General features: G+C 71.9%; 23 protein-coding genes. 7 read left to right on the top strand and 16 right to left on the bottom strand.

Annotation, left to right across the window (positions count from 1 at the left end; all coding sequences use genetic code 11):
- Positions 1-65: 65 nt before the first annotated feature.
- The 4 genes from LV457_RS07740 to fgd form a co-directional block, all read right to left on the bottom strand.
- Complete coding sequence (locus tag LV457_RS07740) at positions 66-374, bottom strand: hypothetical protein (RefSeq protein WP_232170203.1); 309 nt, start codon at positions 372-374, stop codon at positions 66-68.
- Between the two features lie 138 nt (positions 375-512).
- On the bottom strand, positions 513-1,709 hold the full coding sequence (locus tag LV457_RS07735) for an acetate kinase (RefSeq protein WP_232170202.1): 1,197 nt from the start codon (positions 1,707-1,709) through the stop codon (positions 513-515).
- Complete coding sequence (gene pta / locus LV457_RS07730) at positions 1,706-3,793, bottom strand: phosphate acetyltransferase (RefSeq protein WP_232170201.1); 2,088 nt, start codon at positions 3,791-3,793, stop codon at positions 1,706-1,708. The genes LV457_RS07735 and pta overlap by 4 nt, the downstream gene beginning before the upstream one ends.
- A gap of 17 nt (positions 3,794-3,810) precedes the next feature.
- The gene (gene fgd / locus LV457_RS07725; RefSeq protein WP_232170200.1) at positions 3,811-4,821 is read right to left on the bottom strand and encodes a glucose-6-phosphate dehydrogenase (coenzyme-F420); all 1,011 of its coding nucleotides are present in this window, start codon (positions 4,819-4,821) and stop codon (positions 3,811-3,813) included.
- A gap of 31 nt (positions 4,822-4,852) precedes the next feature.
- Between fgd and LV457_RS07720 the strand changes: the two genes are divergently transcribed.
- Positions 4,853-5,590: an MBL fold metallo-hydrolase gene (locus LV457_RS07720; protein ID WP_232170199.1), complete on the top strand. Its 738-nt coding sequence runs from the start codon at positions 4,853-4,855 to the stop codon at positions 5,588-5,590.
- 3 nt (positions 5,591-5,593) lie between these two features.
- Here the strand turns inward: LV457_RS07720 and LV457_RS07715 are convergent, their stop codons facing one another.
- Genes LV457_RS07715 through LV457_RS07700 form a run of 4 tightly spaced genes read right to left on the bottom strand, consistent with a single transcriptional unit; the run spans position 5,594 to position 9,624 of the window.
- Entirely contained in the window at positions 5,594-6,919 is a 1,326-nt protein-coding gene (locus tag LV457_RS07715) for an NtaA/DmoA family FMN-dependent monooxygenase (RefSeq protein WP_232170198.1), read from the bottom strand.
- A complete protein-coding gene (locus tag LV457_RS07710) occupies positions 6,912-8,045 on the bottom strand; it encodes an LLM class flavin-dependent oxidoreductase (RefSeq protein WP_232170197.1) in 1,134 nt (377 codons plus the stop codon). The genes LV457_RS07715 and LV457_RS07710 overlap by 8 nt, the downstream gene beginning before the upstream one ends.
- Complete coding sequence (locus tag LV457_RS07705) at positions 8,042-9,139, bottom strand: LLM class flavin-dependent oxidoreductase (RefSeq protein WP_232170196.1); 1,098 nt, start codon at positions 9,137-9,139, stop codon at positions 8,042-8,044. The genes LV457_RS07710 and LV457_RS07705 overlap by 4 nt, the downstream gene beginning before the upstream one ends.
- On the bottom strand, positions 9,136-9,624 hold the full coding sequence (locus LV457_RS07700; protein WP_232170195.1) for a GNAT family N-acetyltransferase: 489 nt from the start codon (positions 9,622-9,624) through the stop codon (positions 9,136-9,138). The genes LV457_RS07705 and LV457_RS07700 overlap by 4 nt, the downstream gene beginning before the upstream one ends.
- 93 nt (positions 9,625-9,717) lie before the next feature.
- On the opposite strand from LV457_RS07700, the gene LV457_RS07695 reads away from it, so the two are divergent.
- The gene (locus LV457_RS07695) at positions 9,718-10,575 is read left to right on the top strand and encodes an SDR family oxidoreductase (protein WP_232170194.1); all 858 of its coding nucleotides are present in this window, start codon (positions 9,718-9,720) and stop codon (positions 10,573-10,575) included.
- Here LV457_RS07695 and LV457_RS07690 read toward each other — a convergent pair.
- From LV457_RS07690 to LV457_RS07670, 5 genes are read right to left on the bottom strand one after another with little or no spacing between them, the layout of a single operon-like run.
- Complete coding sequence (locus LV457_RS07690) at positions 10,572-11,789, bottom strand: O-succinylhomoserine sulfhydrylase (protein WP_232170193.1); 1,218 nt, start codon at positions 11,787-11,789, stop codon at positions 10,572-10,574. The two genes, LV457_RS07695 and LV457_RS07690, sit on opposite strands and share 4 nt — an antisense overlap.
- A complete protein-coding gene (locus LV457_RS07685) occupies positions 11,786-12,199 on the bottom strand; it encodes a rhodanese-like domain-containing protein (protein ID WP_232170192.1) in 414 nt (137 codons plus the stop codon). Before LV457_RS07685 ends, LV457_RS07690 begins: the two co-directional genes overlap by 4 nt.
- A 22-nt stretch (positions 12,200-12,221) precedes the next feature.
- Entirely contained in the window at positions 12,222-12,674 is a 453-nt protein-coding gene (locus LV457_RS07680) for a lumazine-binding protein (protein WP_232170191.1), read from the bottom strand.
- A gap of 3 nt (positions 12,675-12,677) precedes the next feature.
- The gene (purT, locus tag LV457_RS07675) at positions 12,678-13,805 is read right to left on the bottom strand and encodes a formate-dependent phosphoribosylglycinamide formyltransferase (RefSeq protein ID WP_308192175.1); all 1,128 of its coding nucleotides are present in this window, start codon (positions 13,803-13,805) and stop codon (positions 12,678-12,680) included.
- 18 nt (positions 13,806-13,823) lie between these two features.
- Positions 13,824-14,162 (bottom strand): UBP-type zinc finger domain-containing protein, encoded by a 339-nt coding sequence (locus LV457_RS07670; protein WP_232170190.1) that lies wholly within the window; start codon positions 14,160-14,162, stop codon positions 13,824-13,826.
- A gap of 14 nt (positions 14,163-14,176) precedes the next feature.
- On the opposite strand from LV457_RS07670, the gene LV457_RS07665 reads away from it, so the two are divergent.
- Positions 14,177-15,754 (top strand): Na+/H+ antiporter, encoded by a 1,578-nt coding sequence (locus tag LV457_RS07665; protein ID WP_232170189.1) that lies wholly within the window; start codon positions 14,177-14,179, stop codon positions 15,752-15,754.
- On the opposite strand, the gene LV457_RS07660 is transcribed toward LV457_RS07665, so the two are convergent.
- Positions 15,741-16,310 (bottom strand): TetR/AcrR family transcriptional regulator, encoded by a 570-nt coding sequence (locus LV457_RS07660; RefSeq protein ID WP_232170436.1) that lies wholly within the window; start codon positions 16,308-16,310, stop codon positions 15,741-15,743. The genes LV457_RS07665 and LV457_RS07660 overlap by 14 nt on opposite strands.
- A 96-nt stretch (positions 16,311-16,406) precedes the next feature.
- On the opposite strand from LV457_RS07660, the gene LV457_RS07655 reads away from it, so the two are divergent.
- Both LV457_RS07655 and LV457_RS07650 read left to right on the top strand, forming a co-directional pair.
- Positions 16,407-17,402: a Rieske 2Fe-2S domain-containing protein gene (locus LV457_RS07655; protein WP_232170188.1), complete on the top strand. Its 996-nt coding sequence runs from the start codon at positions 16,407-16,409 to the stop codon at positions 17,400-17,402.
- Positions 17,399-18,478 carry a dihydrodipicolinate reductase gene (locus LV457_RS07650; RefSeq protein ID WP_232170187.1) on the top strand — a complete coding sequence of 360 codons (1,080 nt, stop codon included), beginning with the start codon at positions 17,399-17,401 and terminating at the stop codon, positions 18,476-18,478. The genes LV457_RS07655 and LV457_RS07650 overlap by 4 nt, the downstream gene beginning before the upstream one ends.
- A gap of 11 nt (positions 18,479-18,489) precedes the next feature.
- Here the strand turns inward: LV457_RS07650 and LV457_RS07645 are convergent, their stop codons facing one another.
- Positions 18,490-18,960 (bottom strand): MarR family winged helix-turn-helix transcriptional regulator, encoded by a 471-nt coding sequence (locus LV457_RS07645; protein WP_232170186.1) that lies wholly within the window; start codon positions 18,958-18,960, stop codon positions 18,490-18,492.
- A 50-nt stretch (positions 18,961-19,010) separates the two neighbouring features.
- Here LV457_RS07645 and LV457_RS07640 point away from each other — a divergent pair, with 50 nt between their 5' ends.
- Complete coding sequence (locus LV457_RS07640; protein ID WP_232170185.1) at positions 19,011-21,173, top strand: MMPL family transporter; 2,163 nt, start codon at positions 19,011-19,013, stop codon at positions 21,171-21,173.
- A 124-nt stretch (positions 21,174-21,297) separates the two neighbouring features.
- Positions 21,298-22,458 carry a cytochrome P450 gene (locus LV457_RS07635; protein WP_232170435.1) on the top strand — a complete coding sequence of 387 codons (1,161 nt, stop codon included), beginning with the start codon at positions 21,298-21,300 and terminating at the stop codon, positions 22,456-22,458.
- Here the strand turns inward: LV457_RS07635 and LV457_RS07630 are convergent.
- The gene (locus LV457_RS07630; protein ID WP_232170184.1) at positions 22,425-22,616 is read right to left on the bottom strand and encodes a hypothetical protein; all 192 of its coding nucleotides are present in this window, start codon (positions 22,614-22,616) and stop codon (positions 22,425-22,427) included. The two genes, LV457_RS07635 and LV457_RS07630, sit on opposite strands and share 34 nt — an antisense overlap.
- Between the last annotated feature and the right edge of the window lie 51 nt (positions 22,617-22,667).

Genomic DNA, 22,667 nt, shown 5'->3' with positions numbered 1-22,667 from the left:
CCATCTGTTGTCGGTGAGTGCGGCTACTGGCCGCGGGTACGAGAACGCTCTGCCCCAGGCGGCGGTCATCCCAGCAGCCGCGATCGTCGGATGCGGGCCGCCGGATCCACCGCGTCGGCGATCGACCGGGCGCGCTCGCGGACGTCGTCGGGCAACGCCGATGACACCGTTGCGGCGCCCTCGACCCACGAGCCGGGCGTCACACCGGTTTCGGCGGGCGTCCACACGGTTCGAGCGCGGGCGAACCCTTCCTCGATCCGTTCCCGCGGATAGCGGTCCAGCGGCGCGACCGCGTGGTAGACGAAGCCTCCGACAGGGCCGACCACGGCTCCGTCGCGCCGCCGCGGCGCGCCCGCGACATGGCGGAGTTCCATCATGACGAGGGGAGCGTCGTCGGCGGTGGCTGCTGCACGGTCGACGAATTGTGCGGCCGCGTCGCCGCGGCGTATGCCTCCGATCCCGCGGCGTGGAGCATGCGCTCACCCTACAACGAGCCGGAGGAAATCCTCCACTTAGTCGATGACGTCGAGGCACGCCCGCGCGATCGCGAGCTCCTCGTTGGTCGGTACGACGAGCACGGCGATCCGCGAGGAGTCGGTGGAGATGCGGCGCGGCCGGTCGCCGGAGTCGTCGTTGCGCGTCTCGTCGAGTTCGATTCCCAGCGTCTCGAGTCCGACGAGCGCGTCGCGGCGGACCTGGGCGTCGTTCTCGCCGACGCCGGCGGTGAAGCTGATGACGTCGGTGCGGCCGAGCACCGCGAGGTAGGCGCCGATGTACTTGCGCAGCCGGTGCACGTAGACGTCGTAGGCGAGCCGCGCCTCGTCGGAGCCGTCGGCGATCATGGCGTGCAGCTGACGGAAGTCGATCTCGTTGGCCAGGCCGAGGGTGCCGGAGCGCTTGTTGAGGATCGACTCGACCTTGTCGAAACTCATGTTGGCGGTGCGGCCCAGGTAGAAGATGATGCCCGGATCGACGTCGCCGGACCGCGTGCCCATCACGAGGCCCTCCATCGGCGTCATGCCCATCGAGGTGTCGACGGGCTTGCCACCGGCGATCGCCGACGCCGACGCGCCGTTGCCCAGGTGCAGCACGATCTGGTTCAGCTCGGCCGGCGACGCGCCGAGGAACTCCGCGGCCTGCTCGCTGACGTACTGGTGGGACGTGCCGTGGAAGCCGTAGCGGCGGATCTTCCACACCCGTGCGACGCCGCGGTCGATGGCGTAGCTCTTCGACTTGGGCGGCAGGTCGTGGAAGAAGGCGGTGTCGAAGACGGCGACGTGCGGCAGGTCGGGCAGCACCTTGCGGGCGACCTCCATGCCGAGCACGGTCGGCGGGTTATGGAGCGGCGCCAGCGGCGCCAGCTCCTCCATCTCGGCGATCAGCTCGTCGGTGACCAGCGCCGGCTCGTAGAACGTCTCGCCGCCGTGAACGGCCCGGTGCCCCACGGCCACCAGCCCGAACGAGTTCAGGTCGGCGCCGGCCTCGGCGAACAGGTCGAACACCGTCCGCAGCGCGGCCTCGTGGTCGGCGACGCGGTAGTTGCGCTCCCAGCTGTGCTCGCCGATGGTCAGCCGCGCCGACGAAATGCCCTCGCCGATGCGCTCGACGATGCCGGCGGCCACCGTGGTGCCCGACTTCGGTTGCAGCAGCTTGTATTTCACCGACGACGAGCCGGTGTTGAGAACCAGCACGGTGGGCGAATCGGTCATCGCTTCTCCTGCGCCTGGATGGCGGTGATCGCCACGGTGTTGACGATGTCGGAGACGAGCGCGCCCCGCGACAGGTCGTTGACGGGTTTGTTCAGGCCCTGCAGCACCGGGCCGATGGCCACCGCGCCGGCACTGCGCTGTACCGCCTTGTAGGTGTTGTTGCCGGTGTTGAGGTCCGGGAAGATCAGCACCGTCGCGCGGCCGGCGACCTCGGAGTCGGGGGCCTTGCTCTTGGCGACGGACGGCTCGACGGCGGCGTCGTACTGGATCGGCCCCTCGACGGGCAGGTCGGGCTGCCGCTCGCGCACGAGTTCGGTGGCGCGGCGCACCTTGTCGACGTCCGCTCCGCTGCCGGACGTGCCGGTGGAGTACGACAGCATCGCCACCCGCGGTTCGATGCCGAACTGGGCAGACGTGTGCGCCGACGAGATGGCGATGTCGGCGAGTTCCTCGGCGGAGGGATCCGGCACGATCGCGCAGTCGCCGTAGGCGAGCACGCGGTCCGCCAGGCACATGAAGAACACGCTCGACACCGTGGACACGTCGGGCTTGGTCTTGATGATCTCGAACGCCGGCCGCACGGTGTGCGCGGTGGTGTGGGCGGCGCCGGACACCATGCCGTCGACGATGCCGTTGTGCACCAGCATGGTTCCGAAGTACGACACGTCGCGGATCACCTCGACCGCACGCTCCAGCGTCATGCCCTTGTGCTTGCGCAGTTCGGTGTACTGCGCGGCGAAGTCGTCGGCGTAGGCGTTGTCGCACGGATCGATGACGGTGGCCACATCGAGGTCGACACCGAGTTCGGCAGCGCGCGACCGGATCTGCGACTCGACGCCCAGGATCGTCAGGTCGGCGACGCGGCGCTGCAACAGCCGGCCCGCCGCGCGCAAAATGCGGTCGTCGTCGCCCTCGGGCAGCACGATGTGGCGGCGGTCGCTGCGCGCCTGGTCGATCAGCTGGTACTCGAACATCTGCGGGGTGACGACAGCGGGCAGCTCGATGGCCAACTGCGCCAACAGATCTCCGATGTCGACGTGGCGCTCCATCAGCGCGAGCGCGGTGTCGATCTTGCGGGTCGACGCGGCGGTCACCCGGCCGCGGGCCGACGCCACCGCGCTCGCCGTCTCGAACGTGCCGAGGGTCGTCGCGATCATCGGCAGCCGCTGGTGCAGCCCGTCGACCAGCTTGGCGATCGCCGGGTGCAGCGGCAGTCCGCCGTTGAGGATGACGCTCGACAGTGACGGACACCCCTCGGCCGCATGGGCACTGGTGACGGCGAGCACCACGTCGGAGCGGTCGCCGGGGGTGATGACGGTGGCGCCTTCGGTCAGCCGTTCCAGTACGTGTTCGGCGGTCATCCCGGCGACCAGCACCCCCATCGCCTCGCGGCCCAGCAGCTCGGCGTCCCCGGCGACCAGCGTGCCGTCGACCGCCCGCTGCAGGTCCTCGACCGACGGCGCCACGAGCACCGGGTCTTCGGGCAGCACGTAGCTGGCGGGCACGTCGGGCAGCGCCGCAAGTGCCTCGGCGACAGCGGCGAGTTCGTCGGGTTGGCAGCGGTTCGCGACCACGGCGGCGGTGCGGGCGTGCTGCGCCGACAGCTCGGCGAGACACACCTCGGCGACCTGGGCCACCTCGTGCGGGGTGCGACCGCGTGCCCGCACCGTCAACACCACCGGCGCACCGAGGTTGACGGCGATGCGCGCGTTGACGCTGAGCTCGGTGGGTGCGGTGACGTCGGTGTAGTCGCTGCCGACGATGAGGACGGCGTCGCACCGGTCGGCGACCGCGTGGTAGCGGTCGACGATCGTCGCCAGCGCCGCCTCGGTGTCGTCGTGCAGCTGCTGGTAGCTGATCCCGACGCACTCATCGAACGACAGGTCGGCGCTCGCGTGGTCCAGCAGCAGCTCGAGGATGTGGTCGCCGTGCTCGCTGCGGGCGATCGGCCGGAACACGCCGACCTTCGCGACGGTCGCGGTGAGCCGGTGCAGGATGCCCAACGCGACGGTCGACTTGCCGGTGTCGCCCTCGGGGGCGGCGATGTAGATCGCCCGGGCGGGCGAAGCGGGGCCGGTGGGCACGTCCCCACCCTGTCAAATCATGCGAGCTTGCGCAGCCGGGGGGCCAGGTCGCGCTCGAACAGCTCCAGGAACCGGCGCTGATCGTGCCCCGGTGCGTGGAACACCAGGTGGTTCAGCCCGTAGTCGACGTAGTCCTTCACCTTCGCGACGGCCTCGTCGGGATCGGAGGCGACGATCCACCGCTTGGCGACCTGCTCGATCGGCAACTCGTCGGCGGCTTTCTCCATCTCCAGCGGGTCGTCGATGGAGTGCTTCTGCTCGGCGGTGAGCGACAGCGGCGCCCAGAACCGGCAATTCTCCAGCGCCGCTTCGGGATCGGTGTCGTAGGAGATCTTGATCTCGATCATCTTGTCGATGTCGTCGGCGTTGCGGTCGGCTTTTTCTGCCCCTTCGGCCACCGCGGGGAGCAGCTTGTCCTTGTACAGCTCCTCACCCTTGCCCGACGTGCAGATGAAGCCCTCGCCCGCGCGGCCGGCGTACTTGGCGACGACGGGACCGCCGGCGGCGATGTACACCGGCACGCCGTCGTCGGGAACGTCGTAGATCGAGGCGCCCTTGGTCTTGTAGTACTCGCCGTCGAAGTCGACGCGGTCGCCGAGCCACAGCTCGCGCATCAGGCGCACCGACTCGCGCAGCCGGGCGAACCGCTCCTTGAAGTCGGGCCACTCGCCCTCGAAGCCGGTGGCGATCTCGTTGAGCGCCTCGCCGGTGCCGACGCCGAGGAAGATGCGGCCCGGATACAGGCAGCTCATCGTCGCGAACGCCTGCGCGATGACGGCGGGGTTGTAGCGGAACGTCGGCGTGAGCACCGACGTGCCGAGCTGAATCCGCTCGGTGCGCTCGCCGACGGCCGTCATCCAGGCGAGCGAGAACGGTGCATGGCCGCCCTCGTGCCGCCAGGGCTGGAAATGGTCGCTGACCGTGGCGCTGTCCATGCCGTGCTGCTCGGCGAGCACGCCGAGCTCGACGAGCTCGCGGGGCGCGAACTGCTCCGCCGACGCCTTGTATCCGAGTTTGAGTTCAGCCATTCCTCGTTTCTACTCCCCCTACACTCCCGGCATGGCTGCGGCGCTCACCCAGGTATCCGAGCACGTCCACGTGGCGCGCACCGAGCTGGTGAACTGGACGCTGGTGACGTCCCCCGACGGGGTGATCCTGATCGACGCCGGCTTCCCGGGGCAGCGCGACGACGTGCTCGGCTCGCTGCGGGAGCTGGGCTTCGGCGTCGACGCGCTGCGGGCGATCCTGCTCACCCACGCCCACATCGACCACTTCGGCACCGCCATCTGGTTCGCCGCGACGCACCGCGTCCCGGTGTACTGCCACGCCGACGAGGTCGGGCACGCCAAACGCGAGTACCTGGAACAGGTTTCGCCGCTGAGCCTGGCGCCCCGGTTGGTGCGGCCGGCCTGGCTGCGGTGGTCGGCCGAGGTGGCGCGCCGCGGCGGGCTGGTGCGCGACGGCATCCCGACGGCGGCCGCGCTGACCGAGCAGGTGGCGGCGGCGCTGCCCGGGCGGCCGCGGGCGGTTCCGACGCCGGGGCACACCGGCGGTCACTGCTCGTATGTGGTCGACGGCGTGCTGGTGACCGGTGACGCGCTCGTGACGGGCCATCCGGTGTCGCGGCGGCAGGGGCCGCAGCTGCTGCCGAAGGTCTTCAACCACGACGAGCGCGGCTGCCTGCGCAGCCTGGCGGCGCTGGCGCTGCTCGACAGCGAGGTGCTGGTGCCCGGCCACGGCGACATCTGGCGCGGACCGGTCCGCGATGCGGTCGCCGACGCGACCGCTGCGCGCTGACATTCAGGCCAGGCCGAGGTGCTGGCGCAGCGTCGTGCCGGTGTACTCGGTGCGGAAGACGCCGCGCTCCTGCAGCAGCGGCACCACGGCGTCGACGAATTCGTCCAGGCCGTGCGGCGTCAGGTGCGGCACCAGGATGAACCCGTCGCACGCATCTGCAGCCACGTAGCGGTCCATCTCCTCGGCGACGTGCGCGGCGGTGCCGACGAACTGGTGCCGCGTCGTCACCGCCATCACCAGCTCGCGCACCGACAGGCGCTCCGCCTCGGCGCGTGCCCGCCAGGCCTTCGCCACCTCCCGCGGATCGCCGTGGCGGACGCGGCCCTGCGTGATGGTCGAGTCGACGACCGGATCGAACTCCGGCAGCGGACCGTCGGGGTCGAGGCCGGAAAGATCGGTGCCCCAGACCTGTTCGACGAAAGTGATGGCGGTGGCGGGGCTCACCTGCTGCTCGCGGATGTGCCGAGCCCGGTCGCGGGCGTCGGCGGCGCTGTCGCCGAGCACGAACGTCGCCGCCGGGAACACCAGCAGCGCCGCGGGATCGCGGCCGGCGGCCGCCGCGCGCGCCTTGACGTCGGCGTAGTAGCGCCGGCCCGCCTCGAGGTCGCCGTGCAGCGTGAACAGCGCGTCGGCGTGGCGGGCGCCGAAGTCGCGGCCGTCGTCGGAGTCGCCGGCCTGCAGCAGCACCGGGTGGCCCTGCGGGCCGGCGGGCAGCGTCGCGACGCCGTGCACGTCGAATTGGGCGCCGGTGAAGTCGACGTGACGGATGCGGGCCGGGTCGAGGTAGGTCCCGCGTCGCGGGTCGGCGATCACCGCACCGGGCTCCCAGCTGTCCCAGAACTGTCGTGCGACGGTGACGAATTCGGCCGCGCGGACGTAGCGGTCGGCGTGGTCGAGGAAGCCGCCGCGCCGGAAGTTGGCGCCGGTGAACGCATCCGATGACGTGACCGCGTTCCAGCCGGCGCGGCCGTCGGACAGCTGGTCGAGGGTGGCGAATTGGCGCGCCACCTCGAACGGCTCGTTGAACGTGGTGCTGATGGTGCCGACCAGCCCGAGCCGCTCGGTCACCGCCGCCAGCGCCGCCAGCACGGTGAACGTGTCGGGGCGGCCCACCACGTCCAGGTCGTGGATCAGCCCGCGGTGCTCACGCAGCCGCAGGCCCTCGGCGAGGAAGAAGAAGTCGAACAGGCCGCGCTCGGCGGTGCGGGCCAAGTGCTCGAACGACGCGAAGTCGATCTGGCTGCCCGCGCTCGGGTCGGTCCACACCGTGGTGTTGTTGACGCCCGGGAAGTGCGCGGCGAGGTGGATCTGCTTGCGCCGCTCAGCCATTGGTGATCCCCCAGCGGCGGGCGAGCAGCTCGTGGGACCGCAGCCGATCGGCATGGGAGTGCGTCACCGAGGTGACGACGAGCTCGTCGGCGCCGCTGTAGCGCTGCAGCGCCGCCAGCCGGTGGGCCACCTCGTCGGGGTCGCCGACGAACTGAGTGGCCAGCCGGTCGGCGACCACGGCGCGCTGCTCGTCGCGCAGCGGCTCGACGGTGGCCGGATCCGGATACGGCGGTGCGCCGGCGCCGGTGCGGATGGCGTACACCCAGTGCCCGTAGCTCGCGGCGAGCGCGTGGGCGGTGGCGCTGTCGTCGGCGACCACCACGTCGGCCGACACCACGACGTAGGGCTCCCGCAGGTGGCGCGACGGCTGGAAGTTCGCGCGGTACACCTCCACGGCGTCGAGCGCGGAACCCGGGGTGATGTGGTAGCTCGCGACGAACGGCAGCCCGCGGGCCGCGGCCACGCGCGCGCTCTGCCCCTTGCTGCTGCCGAAGATCCACGGCACCAGATCGGTGTCCTCGGCGGGCACCACGTGCACCGGGTGCTCGCCGACCCGGAACTCGCCGGCGAGCATGGCCTCGATGTCGGCGATCTGGTCGGCGAAGTCGGGTGCCTCCGCCCCCGGTTGGGTGAGCACCGAGAGCTGGGCGCGCATCTGATCGCTGCGCAGCAACGCCGACTGGTCGAACGGCGGCGGGATCACCACGCCGGCCACCTCCCGCCACTGCGGAGCGGGCTTGTCCTGCTTCGGTTTCGGCGCCGCGCCGGCCTCCCGGCGCCGCTGCTGCGAGCGGCCGACGCCCATGTCGATGCGGCCCGGGTGATACGACGCCAGGATCCCGAACCGCTCGGTCACGGCGAGCGCCGTCGTCTGGCCCAGCTGCACCGCGGCCGCGCCGACGCGGATGGTGCTGGTGGCGGCGGCGACCTGGCCGGCCACGATCTCCGGCCGGGAGCAGGCGACCGCGACGAAGTGGTGCTCGGCCAGCCAGTATCGGCGGTACCCCCACCGCTCGGCGTGCTGCGCCAGGTCGACGGTGTTGCGCAGCGCGGTAGCGGCGTCGCTGCCGGCGCTGATGGGCGACAGGTCGAGGATCGACAGCGGTATCGACGGCGGTACGGTCACCGGCCCTCCCTGGTGTAGCGGTTGATCGCCGCTGCGAGCCCGAGGCGCTGGCGCAGCGTCTCGCCGTCGCGGTAGGCGGTGCGGAAGGCCCCGGCGTCCTGCAGCCGGGGGACGACGTCGTCGACGATCGCCGGCAGGTCGAGGTCGTTGACGGCGGGCCGCAGCCGGACGCCGTCGACGCCGAGGCGCTGCCAGCGCAGCAGCAGCGCGACCAGCTCGTCGGCGTCGCCGGTGAAGATCAGTGCGTCGGAACGGAAGTCGCCGGCCGGTACCTCGCCGTGCAGGGAGACGACGATGTCCGCCCACACCTGCAGGTGGTCGCCGCCGGCGTCGCTCACCTCGCGCCGCAGCGACGCCACGGTCGCGTCGTCGGTGGGGGTGATGAACACCAGATCGGCTGCGGCGGCGGCGAATCGGTACACCGGCAGCGAGTGTGCCAGCACCGCCACCACCGGCTGGCCCTGCGGCGGCCGCGGCGTGATCGACGGGCCCTTCACCGAGAAGTAGCGGCCCTCGAAGTCGACGTAGTGCAGTTTGGTCCGGTCGACGTAGCGGCCGGTGGCCACGTCGCGGATCACCGCGTCGTCCTCCCAGCTGTCCCACAGCCGGCGCACCACCTCGACGACGTCGGCGGCTTCGTCGAACAGGTCGACGGCCGTCACGTCCCGGCGGCCGAACAGGGCGGCCTCGTGCGGCGCGGCGCTGACCCGCGGCTGCCATCCGCCGCGCCCGCGGGACACGAAGTCCAGCGTCGCAATCGCCTTGGAGACGTGGAACGGCTCGGTGTGGGTGACGGTCGCGATCGGCACCAGCCCGATGTGGCGGGTGGCGGGTGCCACGTGCGCGGCGACCATCACCGCGTCGGCGCGGCCCGCGAGGCGCCGCGGGCTCAGCTGCGGCTTGCGGCCCGCCTGCGGTGACAGCGTGTCCTCGAACGACACGAAGTCGAGCAGCCCGCGCTCGGCCGTCTGCACCAGCGGCGTCCAGTGCCGACCGCTGGTGACCGGCGCGGCGTCGGGGCGGTGCGTCAACGCCACGCGCCACGCCTGCGGGTGCCAGCCGTGGCCGTCGAGGGCCACCGCGAGGCCGATCACGGCAGCTCCTTGAGGAACGCGACCGGGTAGTTCTCGTCGCCGGCGGCGGGCAGCGGCTCGGCGAGCCGGCGGTAGCCCGTGGTCTGGTAGAGCCGCTCGGCCTCGGGCTGGCGGTCGCCGGTGGTGAGGTAGACGCGTCGGTAGCCGCGCGCGGCGATCAGCGCCTCCAGCTCGGCGAGCAGCAGCCGGGCGTAGCCGCGGCGGCGGTGCGCGCTGTCGGTCCAGATCCGCTTCAGCTCGGCGGTGGTGGCGTCGAAGCGGCGGAACGCCCCGCCGGTGACCGGCCGGCCGTCGAGCACGCCGACCAGCAGCGCGCCGGCGGGCGGGCTGAACTCCGCGGCCGGATAGCTGCGCAGCCAGCGGTGGATGCGGTCGCGGTCGCCGTCGTAGCGCTGCGCGTACTCGAGCGCGAGCTCGTCGAGCAACGGCTGGGCCAGCGGATCGTCCTGGCTCACCGCGAGGAACGCGACCGTGGACACACCCATCACGCCACTGTGCAACGCACGGCGGCCGGGCGCATTCCGGGCGCGGAGTGAGCCACTTCACCTACAAACTTGACAGGTGTAAAGTTCGGCCGCATGGACAACATCAACGGCAAGACCGTCGTCATCACGGGCGCGGCCCGCGGGATCGGCAACGCCACCGCGAAGGCCCTGCTGGCGCGCGGTGCCCGCGTCATCATCGGTGACCGCGACGTCGATGCGCTGGAGTCGGCCGTCGACGCGCTCGCAACGCTCGGGCCGGTGTCGGGCCATCCGCTCGACGTGACCGACCGCGAGTCGTTCCAGCTGTTCCTCGACAAGGCGCGCGCCGACGGCGGCGGCCGGATCGACGTGCTGATCAACAACGCCGGCGTCATGCCCGTCGGCCCGTTCCTGCAGCAGACCCAAGCGGCCATCCGCGCGTCGATCGAGGTCAACGTCTACGGCGTGCTCACCGGCTGCCAGCTGGTGCTGCCGGAGATGGTCGAGCGCCGCAGCGGCCACATCATCAACATCGCGTCGCTGGCCGGCGTCATGGCGCTGCCGGGCCAGGTGGTCTACGCCGCCAGCAAGTTCGGCGTCGTCGGGCTCACCACCGCGATGGCCGACGAGTTCGCGCCGTACGGCGTCGACGTCACCGCCGTGCTGCCGCCGTTCGTCAACACCGATCTCACGTCAGGCACCCGCAAGACCGGCGCGTCGAAGCCCGTCGAGCCCGAGGAGATCGCGGCGATCATCGTCCGGGCGCTCGACAAGCCGAAGACCTTCGTCTCGCTGCCCGATGCGCTGCGGCTGTTCGCCACGTTCACCAACAACCTCGCGCCGCGCGGCCGCCGCTGGCTGAACAAGAAGATGGGCCTCGACGACGTCTTCCTCACCTTCGACGCCGCGGCCCGCAAGGCCTACGAGGACCGCGCGCAGTCCAGCATCGGCGTGGCCGAGAAGAAGGCCTAACCGAGCGCGCGGTCGAGGTCGGCGATCAGGTCGTCGGTGCCCTCGAGGCCGACCGAGATGCGCACGACGCCGTCGCCCAGCCCGATCGCGGCGCGACCCTCGGGGCCCATCGCCCGGTGGGTGGTGGTCGCCGGATGGGTGATCAGCGACTTGGCGTCGCCGAGGTTGTTGGAGATGTCGATGAGCTGCAGGCCGTCGAGCACCTCGAACGCGCGCTGCTTGCTGGCGCCTGCGAGCTCGAAGGTGATCACCGTGCCGCCCGCCGTCATCTGCCGCGTCGCGAGCTCGTACTGCGGGTGCGACGGCAGGAACGGGTAGCGCACCCAGCTGACGCCGGGATGCTGCTCGAGGAACTCGGCGATACGCAGCGCGCTGCGGTTGCCGTAGTCCACCCGCACCGCCATGGTCTCCAAGCCCTTGAGCAGCGTCCACGCGTTGAACGCGCTGATCGCCGGGCCGGTGTGGCGCATCAGCTTCTGCACCGGGCCGTCGATGTACTCCTTGGCGCCCAGGATCGCGCCGCCGAGCACCCGGCCCTGCCCGTCGATGTGCTTGGTGCCCGAGTACACCACCACGTCGACACCCAGCGGGAAGCCCTGCTGTAGCAGCGGCGTGGCGAACACGTTGTCCAGCACCACCTTTGCGCCGGCGGCATGCGCCAGCTCGGACACCGCGGCGATGTCGACGAGCGACTGCATCGGGTTCGACGGCGTCTCGAAGAACACGGCCTGCGTGGGCACCGACAACGCTTCCTCCCACTGCGCCAGGTCGTCGCCGTCGACGAAGACGGTCTCGATGCCCCAGCGCGGCAGGATCTCGTTGCACACCACGAAGCAGGAGCCGAACAGGCTGCGGGCGGCCACCAGCCGGTCGCCCGCCCCGAGCAGCGCGCCCAGCGACGTGAACACCGCGGCCATGCCGGTGGCCGTCGCGAAGCACGCCTCGGCGCCCTCGATGAGCCGCAGCCGCTCCTCGAACATGCTGATGGTCGGGTTGCCGTAGCGCGAGTAGACGAACCGGTCGATCTCGCCGGTGAACGCCTTTTCCGCGTCGCCGGCGGTGGCGTACACGTAGCCCGACGTCAGGTACAGCGCCTCGGCGGTCTCCTCGAAATTCGATCGCAACAGCCCGCCGCGCACGCCGATCGTCGCCTGGCTGACGCCCTCGGGCAGCGGCGCCGGGATGCGCACGGAAGGCTTGTCGCCGGAGCTCATGACTGCCGCCACGGCAGGCCGGCCGCCCGCCAGCCCTCGTGCCCGCGGTGGCCGTGCTCGTCGAGCCCGCCCTCGAAGCCGTCGGAGATGTTGTAGCTCGGCGCGATCCCGGCGGCCGTCGCGGTGTCCGCGGCGCCGATGGACCGGTTCCCGGAGCGACACAGGAACAGCACCGGCCGCTCACCGGGCGTGACGCCGGCGGCCTGCAGTTCGTCGAGGAAGCGGTCGTTGTGCGACCCGTCGCTGCGGTTCCACTGCACGAACACCACCCGGCGACCCAGCTCCGTCAGATCCGGCACACCGACGAACCGCCATTCGGCCTCGGTGCGGACGTCGACGAGCACCGCGTCGGGGTTCTCGTTCAGCAGTTCCCACGCCTCGACGGACGTGATATCCCCTGCGTAGCTCACGTGGCGAGTTTTCCACACGCGGCTACGGGTAGCCCGAGCACACCTTCCAGGCGCCGTCCTCGCGGACCGCGGTGACCGCGGCGGTCCGCTTGTCGTCGCGGTTGCGCTCGAAGCTGTACTGCACCGTCGCGGTGGCCCGGTCGCCGTCGATCCGGATGTCGGTGACGTCGTCGACGTAGCGCGCACCCGACCGCGCCTTTGCTTCTCGCTGCGCCGAAAGCGCCTGCGCGTCGCCGGCGGCGAGCGCCGCACAGGTGTAGGAGCGGTAGTCGCCCGGGTTATCGCGCTGCAGGGCGTCGTTCTGGCCGACGAGCGCGCGGGCGACCTGCTGTTCGTCGCTGACGCCGTCGTCGTCGGTGAGCGCGAGGACGGTGATCACCGCGACGACGAACACGATGATGACCAGCGCCGCCAGGAACGGCGCGGGGGTGCCGTCGTCAGCGCGGTCGGCGGTGCTGTCGGGGGTGTCGGCCATGGGCTACCACAGCTTCCGCAGGGCGGCGGCGAGCTGGCGCACCCGGTCGCGGGCCCGGATGACGTCGGGTGCGGTCGCGATGGCGGCGGCGTGGCGGTGCGGCGGCCCGAACAGCAGCACGTCGCTCTCGGCGGTGTGCAGCGCATCGGCGAGGACGGGGATCGGGTCGGCGGTCGCGGGTGCCGCATCGCGTGGCGCCGACACCAATTCGGCCGCCCCGGGGGAGACCAGGATCGTGTCGACCGGCAGGCCGAGCACTGCCCGCGCGTGCAGCTCGAACGCCGACAGCCGCTGGCTGCGCACGGTGACCAGCCCGGACGCGAACGGGTGGGCGCTGACGTCGGCGAAGTACACCTCGTCGCCGCGCACCAGCAGTTCGACGCCGAACAACCCGCGACCGCCGAGCGCGTTGACGATCCGGGCGGCCACCGACTTCGCGACGTCGAGCGCGGCGGGCGACATCGCCTGCGGCTGCCAGGTTTCCACGGCGTCGCCGACCAGCCGGTGCCCGATGGGTTCGCAGAACTGCACGCCGTGGCCGCCCGGCTTGACGCCCCGGACGGTCAGCAGCGTCACCTGGTAGTCCACCTCCACCACGCTCTCGGCCATCACGCGGCCCGCGCCGGTGGCGGTCGCGCGCGTCCACGCCGGCTCGACGTCCTCGGCGCGCAGCAGCACCGACTGGCCCTCCCCGGCGGGCGGCCCCAGCGGCGACACCACGAGCGGATAGCCGGCGTGGGCGGCGACGGCCGCCAGCTCCGCGGCCGACGACGCGAACCAGAACGGCGCCGTCGGCAGCCCCAGCTCGTCGGCGGCCAGCCGCCGCAAGCCCTCGCGATCAGCGGTCAGCGCAGCGGCTTTCGCGCTCGGCAGCACCTCGACATCCTCGCGGCCGTGCGGGCCGGGCCAGCCGTCGCCGACGACGACGACCGCGGGTCGCTCACGCTCGATCAGCCCGGCGATCTCGGCGCTGTCGGTGGGCGCGGCGGTGAGCGCGCGGTCGGCGGCGCGCTGGGCGGGCGCGTCGGGCTCGGCGTCGACCGCGATGACGACGGCGCCGAGCCGCTGGAAGGCGATCACCAGCTCGCGGGCCAGCTCGCCGGCGCCGAGCAGCATCACGGTCGACTGCACGCGGTCAAGCCTGCCAGATCACTGCGGCAGCGCGGCGGGGTCGTCGAGCGTGCTGTCGACGTAACACCAGCGCCAGCTCTCCCCCGGCTCGTAGGAGCGCATCACCGGGTGGCCGGTGCGCTCGAAGTGCTCGGTCGCGTGCCGGTGCGGGCTGGAATCGCAGCAGGCGACGTGCCCGCACTGCAGGCACTTGCGCAGGTGCGCCCACGCCGTGTCGCCGAGGGCGTCGCAGTCCTGGCAGACTTCCCCGGCCGACTCCGGTTCCGCCGCGGCGTCGAGCGCCGCGAGGTGCTCACACCGGTCATCGGTCGCCGTGTCCGCCGTGCCGGATCGCCGTCGCAGCCGTTTCACCACCATTGCAGGATAAAGAGGTGAATGCCTCGCTGCTGGCGGTGCTGGTCCTGGCGGTGCTGCTCGCCGCGCTCGCCCGCCACTACGCCGTCAACGCTCCGCTCGCCCTGGTGGTCGCCGGGCTCGCGATCGGGTCGGTGCCCGGCGCTCCTGACTTCGAGCTCGACCCGGACCTGGTGCTGTTCGTCATCCTGCCGCCGCTGCTGTGGTCGGCCGGGCTGGAGAGCTCGTATGTGAACCTGCGCCGCAACATCCGCGCGATCGGGCTGCTGGCGGTCGGGCTGCCGCTGGTGACCACCTTCGCCGTCGGGTTCGTCGCCTACCGGACGGTGCCCGAGCTGACCGTCGCGGCGGCGCTGGTGCTCGGGGCCATCGTCGCACCGCCGGACGCGGTGTCCGCCACGGCCGTCGGCCGCCGCCTCGGGCTGCCCCGGCGCATGATGACGCTGCTCGGCGGCGAGAGCCTGCTCAACGACGCCACCGCGCTGACCGCCTACAAGGTTGCGCTGGCCGCCGCGCTGGGCACCGCGGCCTCGTGGGAGCGCCCGCTGGCGACGTTCGGGCTGGCCGCGATCGGTGGCGCGGCGGTCGGTGTCGCGCTGGGCGCGCTGCTGGTGTGGGTGCGCCGGATCCTCGACGATCCGCTGGTGGAGAGCGCCGTCGGGCTGCTGGCGCCGTTCGCGATCTACCTGGCGGCCGAAGAGATCCACGGCTCGGGCGTGCTGGCCGTGGTGGTGGCGGCGCTGATCGCCGGCCAGCACTCCACCCGCGCCGGCTACGCCACCCGGCTGCAGGACCAGGCGGTGTGGAAGGCGCTGCAGCTGGTGCTCGAATCGGTGGCGTTCCTGCTGATCGGCCTGCAGCTGCCGCAGGTGGTGAAAGACCTGCGGGGGCTCGCCGTCTCGACGCTGGCGGTGTCGTCGGTGGCAGTGTTCGTGACGGTGATCGTCGTGCGGATCGGTTACCTCTACGCGTTCGCGTACCTGCCGCGGCTGCGGCGCCGCCGCGACCAGCGGCCGTCGGCCGCGGAGGTGTTCATCGTCGCGTGGGCCGGGATGCGGGGCGTGGTGTCGCTGGCGGCGGCGTTCGCGGTGCCGCTCACGACGCCGGCCGGCGCGCCGTTCCCCGGGCGGCCGCACCTGGTGTTCCTGACGTTCGTGGTGGTGGTCGGGACGCTGCTGCTTCACGGCCTGACGCTGCCCTGGCTGATCCGGCGGCTCGGCGTGCGCGGCGACGAGGCGCGCAGCGACGCGCTGGCCGAGGCCGCCGCTCAGGACAAGGCCGCCCGCGCCGCCGCCGCCCGGCTCGACGAACTGCTGGCGGCGGAGGAGACCGCCGACGTGCACGAGCGCGCGGCGGAGGTGCTGCGCGGCTGGAACACGCGGCGGCGCAACTCGGCGTGGGAGCGGTTGGGGCGCGACGACGCCGACCTCGGCGAGGCGCCCTCGTCGGCGTTCCGGCGGTTTCGGCTGGAGATGCTGGCCGCCGAGCGCGCGACGTTCATCGCCGAACGCGACAGCGGCCGCATCGACGACGAGGTGCTGCGGTCGGTGCTGCACGGCCTCGACCTGGAGGAGGCGACGCTCAACCGGCGCTGAGCGAGCCCTCCAGGTAGGCGACGATCGCGTTGGTGAGTCCGCGGCGGGCGTCGTCGAGGTCGTAGTAGGAGCCGAGCTGGCGCTCCGAGACCAGCCCGCGCATCGCGCCCGGGATGAACGACGCGACCTCCCGTACCCGGCCCGGATCGACGTCGACGTCGGCGAACGCGGTCTGGCAGGCCTCTATCCAGCTGCGCCCCCACGACTGCAGCTCGGCCGCGGTCTGCGGATACAGCCGCTCCAGTTCGGCGCCGTCGCGCGGCAGCGCCGCCCGCAGCGTCTCGATGGCCCGGGAGTCCGGCGCCGAGAGACCGTCGAACAGCAGGTCGATGATCGTGGCGACGCGCACCCGCAGCGGCGTGCCGGGATCGGCCCGGCCCACGAAGTCGCCGCGGCGCTGCGCGGTGCGCGCCAGCACGGCCGCCCACAGCCCGTCGATGCCGCCGAACTGGTACTTCACCGCACCCCAGGTGGCGCCGGCGTCCCTGGCGATCCGGTTGGCCGACGCCGCGGCGGTGTCGCCGGTGGCGAGCGCCCGCAGGGCGGCGTCGAGCATGCCGTCGCGGGTCGCCTGCCCGCGGCGGTTGGTTCGCCGCACGCGCGCCGCTGCCACCACTTGACGAATCGTAGAGGGCTCTGTGATTGTCGAGCAATGGCGAAGCCGCCGCTGTCGATGCGCCCGACCGGCTGGTTCTGCGTCGCGTGGTCCGACGAGGTCGGCGCCGGCGACGTGCACGCGATGCGCTACTTCGGCCGCGAGCTGGTCGCCTGGCGCGCCGAGTCCGGCCGGGTGGCCGTGATGGATGCCTACTGCGAGCACGTCGGCGCGCACCTGGGGTTCGGCGGGACGGTCGTCGGCGAGGTGATCCAGTGCCCGTTCCACGGCTGGCAGTGGAACGCCGAAGGCCGCAACGTCTGCATCCCCTACCAGGACCGCCCGAACCGCGGCCGCCGGATGCCGACCTATCCCACCGTCGAGCGCAACGAGGCGATCTGGATCTGGCACGACGCACCGGGCCGCGAGCCGTATTTCGATGTGCCCGACGTGTTCTCGGCGTTCGGGGACGGCAGCCGCGCCGCCGACTACTACCCGCAGCAGCGGCTGTTCCGGCAAGCGCTGGAACTGCATCCGCAGTACGTGCTCGAGAACGGCGTCGACTTCGCGCACTTCAAGTACGTGCACCAGACGCCGATCGTGCCGGTGTTCACCCGCCACGACTTCGCCGGCCCGGTGGCTCGCGTCGACTTCACCATCACGTTCGAGGGCGACGAGCAGCAGTCGATCGACGACGTGCGCAGTGGCGTCGAGGCGATCAACGGCGGGCTCGGCATCGCCGTCACCAAGAGCTGGGGCATGGTCGACAACCGCACCATCAGCGCGGTCACCCCGGTCGACGAGGCGACGTCGGACGTGCGGTTCATGGTCTACATCGGGCGCACCCCCGGACGCGACGACGTGCGCGCCGAACGTAAGGCGCGGCAATTCGGCGACGAGGTGATCCGGCAGTTCACCCAGGACATCCACATCTGGTCGCATCAGCGGTATTCCGATCCGCCGGCCCTCGCCACCGCCGAGTACGAAGGGTTCACCGCGATCCGCCGGTGGGCCGAGCAGTTCTATCCCGCCGACGAGAAGGCTGAACCATGAGCGCACCGATCCGGGTGTTCCAGGTCGCGACGGGCAACGTCGGCACCGAGATGATCAAACGGCTGCAGCACCGGCCAGACCTCGAGCTCGTCGGATTGCACTGCTACACACCGGAAAAGGTGGGCCGCGACGCCGGCGAGATCGCCGGGATCGGCCCCATCGGCGTGACGGCGACGGGCTCGGTCGACGAGATCATCGCCGCCCGGCCCGACGTGTTGACCTTCCACGGCGTGTTCCCCGACGAGGACCTTTACGTGCGCGTGCTCGAGGCGGGCATCAACATCGTCACCACCGCCGACTGGATCACCGGCTGGCACCGCGACACCAACCACCCGCATCCGTCCGGAAAACCGGTGTCGCAGCTGCTCGCCGACGCGTGCGAGCGGGGTGGGTCGACGTTCTACGGCACCGGCATGAACCCCGGCCTGAACCAGATCCTCGGCGTGGTGTGCTCGGCCGACGTCGCCGAGATCGAGAACGTGACGACCGTCGAGAGCGTCGACGTGTCCTGCCACCACAGCCGCGACACGTGGATCGAGGTGGGATACGGCCTGCCCGTTGCCGATCCGGCGATTCCAGGCAAGCTGGAGCGCTACACCCGCGTGTTCGCCGACAGCGTGCTGCTGATGGCCGACTGCTTCGGCGTGGAGCTCGACGAGGTGGCCTTCAGCTACGAGCTCGGCGCCTGCACCAAGGACGTCGACCTTGGCTGGTACCAGCTGCCGAAAGGCTCGCTCGGCGGGAACTACATCAAGTATCAAGGCATGGTCGACGGCGTGCCGCGCATCGAGACCCACCTCGAATGGCAGATGACGCCGCACACCGACCCGAGCTGGAACATCAAGGGCTGCTACATCACCCAGATCACCGGCGACCCGTGCGTCTACAACAAGCACATGATCTTCCCGAAACCCGGTGTGGACCTCCGGGATCCGGCGTCGTTCGCCTCCATCGGGATGACCGTCACCGGGCTGCCGGCGCTCAACGCGATCGCCTCGGTGGTGGCCGCCCCGCCCGGCCTGCTCACCAGCGCCGACGTGCCGCTGCGCGGGTTCGCGGGCCGCTTCCGGAGCTGAGACGGCAGCAGTCAGCCGCCGAGGTCCTCCTGGAAGTTCCGCATGCCGTCGATCACCGCGCGGAAGACGCGGTGCGCGGCGGCCAGGTCGTCGTCGGAGAGGTCCGCCATGGCGCGCCGCGTGTGCTCGCCGAGCGGCCGGAAGAAGGCGCTGGCCACGTCGAGGCCGCGCTCGGTGTAGCGCAGGCTGATCTTGCGGCGGTCGACCGGATGCGGCTCGCGCCGGATGTGGCCGGAGGCGATCATCCGCTCCACGAGATAGGTGACGGCGGCCGCGGTGACGCCGAGCCGCTGGCTGAGCTCACCGGCCGTCAGCGGGGCGCCGGCGCTCTCGGCGACCGAGATGTGCTGCAGCGCCCGGAAGTCGTTGGCGCTGAGCTGGTTGCGGGTGCAGAACCGCCGGCCGATCTCCTCGGACTCCGCGGCGAGCGCGCGCACGTCGGCGGCGATGCCGTCCTCGAGTCCGGCGCGGTCGTCGTTCACCCGACAATGTTAACTTGATTAACCGTTAAGCAACTTAATAAGCTTTGGACATGCCCGCCTGGATGCGGTTCGCCGCCGTCGTCACGTCCCGCCGGTCCTGGGCGCTCGCGGTACTGCTGGTGGTCGCCGGCGCTGCCGCGATGGCTCTCCTCGGCAGCAGCGGGGGCGCCGAGCGTTCACCGGTGGTGCTGCCCGCGGACACCGAAGCGGCGCGGGCCGCCGCCGCCGCCGCGCACTTCCCCGGCGGCGACCAGGCGCCCGTCATCCTTGTGGTGACCCGCACCGACGACGGCCGGTTGTCGCCGGCGGACATCGCCGCCGTGGACGCGGCCCGCAACCGGCTGGCGCCGGCTGCCGCGGCGGGTGGGCCGCCGCTGCAGGTGTCCGCCGACGGCGAGGCCGCGCTGGCGCCGGTGCCCCTCGACCCGTCGCTCACCGGGTTCTCGCTCACCGACGAGGTCGAACGCCTGCGCGCGGCCGCCCGCGAGAGCCTGCCGTCGCAGCTGCGGGCCGAGATCACCGGCGGGCCGGCGTTCGGTGCCGACATCGCCGACTCGTTCAAGGGCGCCAACGTGACGCTGCTCGCGGTCACCGGCGCCGTGGTGGCGCTGCTGCTGATCGTCACCTACCGGTCGCCGATCCTGTGGCTCGTGCCGCTGGCCGTCATCGGGCTCGCTGACCGCGTCGGCTCGGTCGCCGGCACGGCGGCGGCCGAGGCGTTCGGGCTGTCGGTCGACGGCTCCACCTCCGGCATCACCAGCGTGCTGGTGTTCGGCGCCGGCACCAACTACGCGCTGCTGCTGATCTCCCGCTACCGCGAGGAGCTCGAGCGGGTCGATGAGCGCTCGCGCGAAGAGCGGCAGGCCGATGAGCGCTCGCGCGAAGAGCGGCAGGCCGATGAGCGCTCGCGCGAAGAGCGGCAGGCCGATGAGCGCTCGCGCGTCGAGCATGACCGAGGCCACCGCGACGCCCTGCGCACCGCGGTCCGTCACGCCGGTCCGGCCATCGCCGCCAGCAACGCGACCGTGGTGCTGGCGCTGCTCACGCTGGCGTTCGCGACCTCACCGAGCACCCGCAGCCTCGGCGTGCAGGCGGCGTCCGGGCTGCTGATCGCCGCACTGTTCGTGCTGGTGGTGCTGCCGCCGCTGCTCGCGCTGTGCGGCACCCGGCTGTTCTGGCCGTTCATCCCTCGCCGCCACGACAACCCGTCGGTGAACACCGGGGTGTGGCACCGCATCGCGGCGTGGGTGTCCGGGCACGCGGGCCGGGTGGCCGCCGTCTCGGTGCTGGTGCTCGCGCTGCTGGCCGGGGCCATCCTCACGACGTCCGTCGGGCTCAGCCAGCTCGACCAGTTCCGGGTGAAGGCCGAATCGGTCACCGGCTTCGAGACGCTGTCCGAGCACTTCCCCAGCGGCCTCACCGATCCCACCACCGTCGTCGCCGCCACCGACCGCGCCGCCGACGTGCAGCGCGCCATCGACGGCACCCCCGGCGTCGTCTCCGCCGCCCAGACCGGCACCTCGCCGGGCGGGCTGACGCGCTGGAGCGTGGTGACCGTCGCCGAACCGGCCTCGGCGCGGGCGTTCGACACCGTCACCGCGCTGCGGACCTCGGTGAGGCAAGCTGATCCGGAGGCGCTGGTCGGCGGCGCGGACGCCGAGGCGCTCGACGCCCGCGACGCCGCGCAGCGCGACCGGCTGGTGCTCTTCCCGCTGATCCTGCTGGTGGTGCTCGCGGTGCTGTACATACTGCTGCGGGCGGCGCTGGCGCCGCTGGTGCTGGTCGGCGCGACCGTGCTCAGTGCGCTGGCCGCGCTCGGCCTCGGCGGCTGGGTGAGCGTCCAGCTGTTCGGCTTCCCGGCGCTCGACAACGCGACGCCACTGTTCGCGCTGTTGTTCCTGGTCGCGCTCGGCGTCGACTACACGATCTTCCTCGTGACGCGGGCCCGCGAGGAGTCGGCCGACCACGGCACCCGCGAGGGCATCGTGCGCGCGGTGTCGGCCACCGGCGCCGTCATCACCAGCGCGGGCATCGTGCTGGCGGCGGTGTTCTGCGTCCTCGGCGTGCTGCCGCTGATCGCGCTGACCCAGGTCGGCATCATCGTCGGCCTCGGCATCCTGCTCGACACCTTCATCGTCCGCACGGTGGTGATCCCGGCGTTGTTCACGCTGATCGGGCCGCGCATCTGGTGGCCGGTCCGCGTCGGCCCCTGAGCCCGCTCGCCGAGAACACCGTTCTTGCGCCTTTTCGGCCTCGAAAGCGGCAACAACGGTGTTCTCGGCGGGCCATCGGGCAGTCGGTACCGTCGAAGAGGTGACCCAGGCACCGCCGCTGCACATGCGCCGCGACGGGTTCGACCCCACCCCGCAACTGGCCGCCATCCGCGAGCACGAGGGCGTGCTGCGGGTGACGAGCGCGCTGGGCTGGCCGGCGTACCTGGTCACCCGCCACGACGACGTCAAGCGGGTGCTGAGCGACCACGACACGTTCGCCAACGGCCGTCCGGCCGCCTTCGCGCCATCCGTCGGCACCGCCGAGCAGGCCGCCGCGCGGGCCGGCAACCTGTTGGCGCTCGATCCGCCGGAGCACCAGCGTGTGCGCCGCATGCTCACCGGCGAATTCACCGTCAAGCGAATGAAGCGCCTCGAGCCCCGGATCGTCGAGATCGTCGACGAGCACCTCGACGCGATGGCGCGCACCGGCGGGCCGGCCGACCTCGTCGAATCGTTCGCGTTGCCCATCCCGTCGCTGGTGATCTGCGAGCTGCTCGGCGTGCCCTACGCCGACCGCGCCGACTTCCAGCACCGCAGCGCCCGCCAACTCGACCTGTCGCTCCCGATCGACGAGCGCCTGGAGCTGCAGCGGGCGGGCCGCGACTACATGGCGGCGCTGGTCACCGGCGCGCGGCGCGCCCCCGGCGACGACATGCTCGGCATGCTGGTGCGCGAGCACGGCGACGAGCTCACCGACGACGAGCTGATCGGCATCGCCGGGCTGCTGCTGCTCGCCGGCCACGAGACCACGTCGAACATGCTCGGGCTCGGCACCCTCGCGCTGCTGCGCCACCCCGGCCAGCTCGCCGCGGTGCGCGACGACCCGGCCGCCGTCTCGCCGGCGATCGAGGAGCTGCTGCGGTGGCTGTCCATCGTGCACACCGCGATCCCCCGGGTGACCACCACCGCGGTGGACGTCGCCGGGGTCCGAATCCCGGCCGGCCAGCTGGTGTTCGCGTCGCTGCCGTCGGCCAACCGCGACCCCGCGTACCTCGACCACCCGGACGTCCTCGACATCGGCCGCGACCTGCCTGGCCACCTGGCGTTCGGCCACGGCGTCCACCACTGCCTCGGCGCCCCGCTGGCCCGCATGGAGATGCGCATCGCGTTCCCGGCGCTGCTGCGACGGTTCCCGACGCTGCGGCTCGCCGAAGCGTTCGAGGACGTGGCGTTCCGGAGCTTCCACTTCATCTACGGCCTGCCGTCACTGCAGGTCGCCTGGTGAGGATGGCGGTTGCGCACAGCGACGAGGCCGAGGATGACGACGATCGTCGTGAGCAGGACGGCGGCCACGGGCAGGGACGGGTCAACACGTAGGCGCACCAGAAACGTGACGACGGCGTTGCGGCGAAATGCTCGGAATACCGCGGTGATCTCGGGCACCTTGGCCGCCGCGGCCGCCAACCCACCGCGGGAGACGCCGGGTTGGCGATC

The organism is Mycobacterium sp. MYCO198283 (assembly GCF_021213805.1).
Lineage (GTDB): Bacteria > Actinomycetota > Actinomycetes > Mycobacteriales > Mycobacteriaceae > Mycobacterium.
Note: the sequence above shows the minus strand (reverse complement) of the source record. Positions and strands in the feature narration are given on the sequence as shown.

Bases quoted from the DNA above. Each gene is read 5' to 3' on its own strand.
- LV457_RS07660 (WP_232170436.1), bottom strand. From the start codon at position 16,310: ATGCTCGACGCCGCCCTGCGGGCGCTCGCCACCGGCGACACCGCCGCG.
- LV457_RS07720 (WP_232170199.1), top strand. From the start codon at position 4,853: ATGGCTGCGGCGCTCACCCAGGTATCCGAGCACGTCCACGTGGCGCGC.
- LV457_RS07715 (WP_232170198.1), bottom strand. From the start codon at position 6,919: ATGGCTGAGCGGCGCAAGCAGATCCACCTCGCCGCGCACTTCCCGGGC.
- LV457_RS07680 (WP_232170191.1), bottom strand. From the start codon at position 12,674: ATGGCCGACACCCCCGACAGCACCGCCGACCGCGCTGACGACGGCACC.
- LV457_RS07695 (WP_232170194.1), top strand. From the start codon at position 9,718: ATGGACAACATCAACGGCAAGACCGTCGTCATCACGGGCGCGGCCCGC.
- fgd (WP_232170200.1), bottom strand. From the start codon at position 4,821: ATGGCTGAACTCAAACTCGGATACAAGGCGTCGGCGGAGCAGTTCGCG.
- LV457_RS07650 (WP_232170187.1), top strand. From the start codon at position 17,399: ATGAGCGCACCGATCCGGGTGTTCCAGGTCGCGACGGGCAACGTCGGC.
- LV457_RS07670 (WP_232170190.1), bottom strand. From the start codon at position 14,162: ATGGTGGTGAAACGGCTGCGACGGCGATCCGGCACGGCGGACACGGCG.
- LV457_RS07655 (WP_232170188.1), top strand. From the start codon at position 16,407: ATGGCGAAGCCGCCGCTGTCGATGCGCCCGACCGGCTGGTTCTGCGTC.
- LV457_RS07635 (WP_232170435.1), top strand. From the start codon at position 21,298: ATGCGCCGCGACGGGTTCGACCCCACCCCGCAACTGGCCGCCATCCGC.
- LV457_RS07640 (WP_232170185.1), top strand. From the start codon at position 19,011: ATGCCCGCCTGGATGCGGTTCGCCGCCGTCGTCACGTCCCGCCGGTCC.
- LV457_RS07735 (WP_232170202.1), bottom strand. From the start codon at position 1,709: ATGACCGATTCGCCCACCGTGCTGGTTCTCAACACCGGCTCGTCGTCG.
- LV457_RS07740 (WP_232170203.1), bottom strand. From the start codon at position 374: ATGGAACTCCGCCATGTCGCGGGCGCGCCGCGGCGGCGCGACGGAGCC.
- LV457_RS07690 (WP_232170193.1), bottom strand. From the start codon at position 11,789: ATGAGCTCCGGCGACAAGCCTTCCGTGCGCATCCCGGCGCCGCTGCCC.
- LV457_RS07700 (WP_232170195.1), bottom strand. From the start codon at position 9,624: ATGGGTGTGTCCACGGTCGCGTTCCTCGCGGTGAGCCAGGACGATCCG.